General features: G+C 60.5%; 2 protein-coding genes and 1 pseudogene. 1 reads left to right on the top strand and 2 read right to left on the bottom strand.

Annotated elements, in window-relative coordinates:
• Positions 1–64: 64 nt before the first annotated feature.
• Complete coding sequence (mpl, locus tag B3520_RS10360) at positions 65–1,426, bottom strand: UDP-N-acetylmuramate:L-alanyl-gamma-D-glutamyl-meso-diaminopimelate ligase (protein ID WP_286804431.1); 1,362 nt, start codon at positions 1,424–1,426, stop codon at positions 65–67.
• An 87-nt stretch (positions 1,427–1,513) separates the two neighbouring features.
• Positions 1,514–2,080 carry a peptide-methionine (S)-S-oxide reductase MsrA gene (gene msrA / locus B3520_RS10355; RefSeq protein WP_286804432.1) on the bottom strand — a complete coding sequence of 189 codons (567 nt, stop codon included), beginning with the start codon at positions 2,078–2,080 and terminating at the stop codon, positions 1,514–1,516.
• A gap of 143 nt (positions 2,081–2,223) precedes the next feature.
• On the opposite strand from msrA, the pseudogene B3520_RS10350 reads away from it, so the two are divergent.
• A pseudogene (locus B3520_RS10350) lies at positions 2,224–3,060 on the top strand (energy transducer TonB); the annotation flags it as partial.

Here is a 3,060-nt window from a genome sequence, read left to right as displayed (position 1 = left end):
CTGCGCGCTAATCCGACCTACGCGACGGGAGGTGCGCTCCCTCGACCGGACTTTCCGCTACAAATTACAACGCATGCCGATTCAACTGATTCACCAACTTCTGATGAATCCCATCAAACCCGCCATTACTCATAATCACAATATGACTGCCGCTCTCCGCCAACGACAGCGCCCCGTGAATCAACTCATCGATAGTGTGCTCCAACTGCGCGGGCACCGAACTGTGATTCACCAGCTCATCGAGATCCCAATCACTATGGCTGGGCTGATACCACAATACCGCATCGGCATCACTGAAACAGTTTTTCAGCGCCTCCCGGTGCACACCCAGGCGCATGGTATTCGAGCGCGGCTCAATCAGCGCGATGATCTTCTCATCCCCCACCTTGGCCCGCAGCCCGGCCAGAGTGGTCTTGATCGCCGTCGGGTGATGGGCAAAATCGTCGTACACCCGAATACCGTGCACGTCCGCCAGGCACTCCATCCGGCGCTTGACTCCCTTGAACGCCGCCAGCGCCTGAGCGCCGATTTCAGGCGTTACTCCCACATGCCGGGCCGCGATCAGCGCCGCCAGGCCATTCATCACATTGTGCTCGCCGGTATGTTCCCAGTTCACCGTCGCAATGGCGGCGCCCTCGTGCCATACCTCAAACGCGCTGCCGTCGGCGGCGGTCAGTTTCACCTGCCAGTCACCTTCGGCGCCCAGGGTTTCCCGGGGCGTCCAGCAGCCCTGATCTAACGTCTGTTCAATGGCCTCGACCCCGGCGGGACTGACAATCAGCCCCGTGCCCGGCACCGTGCGCACCAAGTGATGAAACTGGCGTTGAATCGCCGCCAGGTCCGGGAAAATGTCGGCGTGGTCGTACTCCAGGTTATTGATGACCAGCGTGCGGGGGCGGTAGTGAACGAACTTGGAACGCTTGTCGAAAAAGGCGCTGTCGTACTCGTCCGCTTCCACCACAAAAAACGGCGTCTCGCCCAAGCGCGCGGACTGGGGGAAATTCTGGGTCACCCCGCCAATCAGAAAACCCGGCGCCATATGGGCGTATTCCAGAATCCAGGCCAGCATACTGGCGGTGGTGGTTTTGCCGTGGGTGCCCGAGACCGCCAGCACCCACTTGCCCGGCAGCACTTGTTCGCGAAGCCATTCCGGGCCGGAGGTATAGGGCAGGCCCTTATCCAGCACCGCCTCCACCTCCGGGTTGCCCCGGCTCAGGGCGTTGCCGATCACCACCAGATCCGGCGCGGGCTCAAGGTGCTCGGGGCTGTAGCCTTCCAGCAGCTTAATGCCCGCCGCTTCCAACTGGGTGCTCATGGGCGGGTAGACGTTGGCGTCACTGCCGGTGACGGTGTGCCCCAGCTCCCGCGCCAGCAGCGCCAGGCTGCCCATGAAGGTGCCGCAAATCCCGAGAATGTGAATGTGCATAAGTGCGTCGCTTGTCCGGTTCAAAAGCGACAGTTTACGCGTTCGGCCTGTCCGGGAGTAGGCTTGTTGGGCCAGCCCGCTGCGAATCTATTTCCACAGTGCATCCAGTCGTGCGTCCCGGCCGCAACGGTAGCGGTAGTATTTATAGCGCACGGGATTTTTCTGGTAGTAATTCTGGTGGTAACCCTCCGCTTTATAGAACGCCGTGGCCTCGGTGATTTCGGTGACCACCGGCTTTTCAAAGCGTTCCTCCACCTCGGCTTTGGTCGATCGGGCCAGGGCTTCCTGCTCATCGTTCAGGTAAAAGATCCCGGCCCGATAGGAGTCACCCCGGTCGCAGAACTGACCACCGGCATCCAGAGGATCAATATTGCGCCAGAAAATCTCCAGAAGCGCTTGATAGTCCACCTTGGACGGGTCGTAAACGATCTTGACGGCCTCAGTGTGCCCCGTGCCTCCGGCCACCACCTGCTCATAGCTGGGGTTGGCGACCGTGCCACCGGTATAACCGGAAATGGTTTCCTTCACGCCGTCCACCTCATCGTACGGCGGCTCCATACACCAGAAGCAACCGCCGGCAAAAATCGCCTCGGCCGTGTCGTCGGCCCAGAGGGTGGGGCTGGCAATAATCAAAAAGAGTGCAAGCAGACGCATGGTGCCTCCTGTCGAAAGATAGAATCAGTACTGTGGACAATAGATACGACGCAATTACGCCCTTGGCCCATAGTCAAGCTTAACGGCATGCGCTACCATGCAGGTTAATGTCAATAAAACCATAACAACCGTTGGAGGCTTCCATGTCCTCGCGCGTCATTGCCCTGATACTGGTATTTCTATTCAGTCCCCCTCTGCTCACGGCCTGTGGCAGCAGTTCTGGTGGTGGCTCGACGCCGCCTACCGAGAACCCAGAACCGCAGCCCGAACCAGAGCCAGAGCCTGAACCTGAACCTGAACCAGAGCCCGACCCTGACGGCGATACCCTCGATCAAGGTGAGTTGGTGATCACCTCTTCGCCCGCCACCGACTACAGCTTCTGGGAAGGCGACAACGACGGTGAGCCGGTCGGCCGCGCGGAAACCGTGGCGGCGGACCACTCCGGTTTCACCCGGGCGGTGCGCATTCACGCCGAGAATCCCCCGGGCGCGTTTTTCAATGGTCAGTTGCAGTACCCCATTCTCCGGGCCACGGCCGAAGGCGATGTGATGCTGATTCGCCTCTATATGCGTTCAGTCAGTACCACCGATGAAACCGGCGCGACCTTCGCCACCGCCTTCCTGGAAGGTCCGGGACCGGACTACACCAAATACGCCGAACGGGAAATCACCAGTACTGGAGACTGGCAGGCCTATGACATTCCGCTGGAAATGTCCGGGGCCGAGGCCGCCAACGACCTGATCCTGAAGATCGGTTTTGGTGGTGGTGACCGCCCCCAGAGCTTCGACATTGGCGGCGTGGAAGTGCTGCATTTCGGGCAGAGCCTGGCGGTGGACGACCTGCCCCGAACCGAGCTGAGTTACGGCGGCCGGGAGGCGGATGCCGACTGGCGCGATGAAGCCGCCGCCCGCATTGATGAGCACCGCAAAGGGGATTTCACCGTGCGGGTACTGGACGGTGAAGGTCAGCCGGTCGAGGGT

This window comes from Marinimicrobium sp. UBA4509, from assembly GCF_002388575.1.
Classification (GTDB): Bacteria; Pseudomonadota; Gammaproteobacteria; order Pseudomonadales; family Cellvibrionaceae; genus Marinimicrobium; species Marinimicrobium koreense.
The sequence above is the reverse complement of the archived record's forward strand: the minus strand, read 5'-3'. Positions and strand labels throughout refer to the sequence as shown.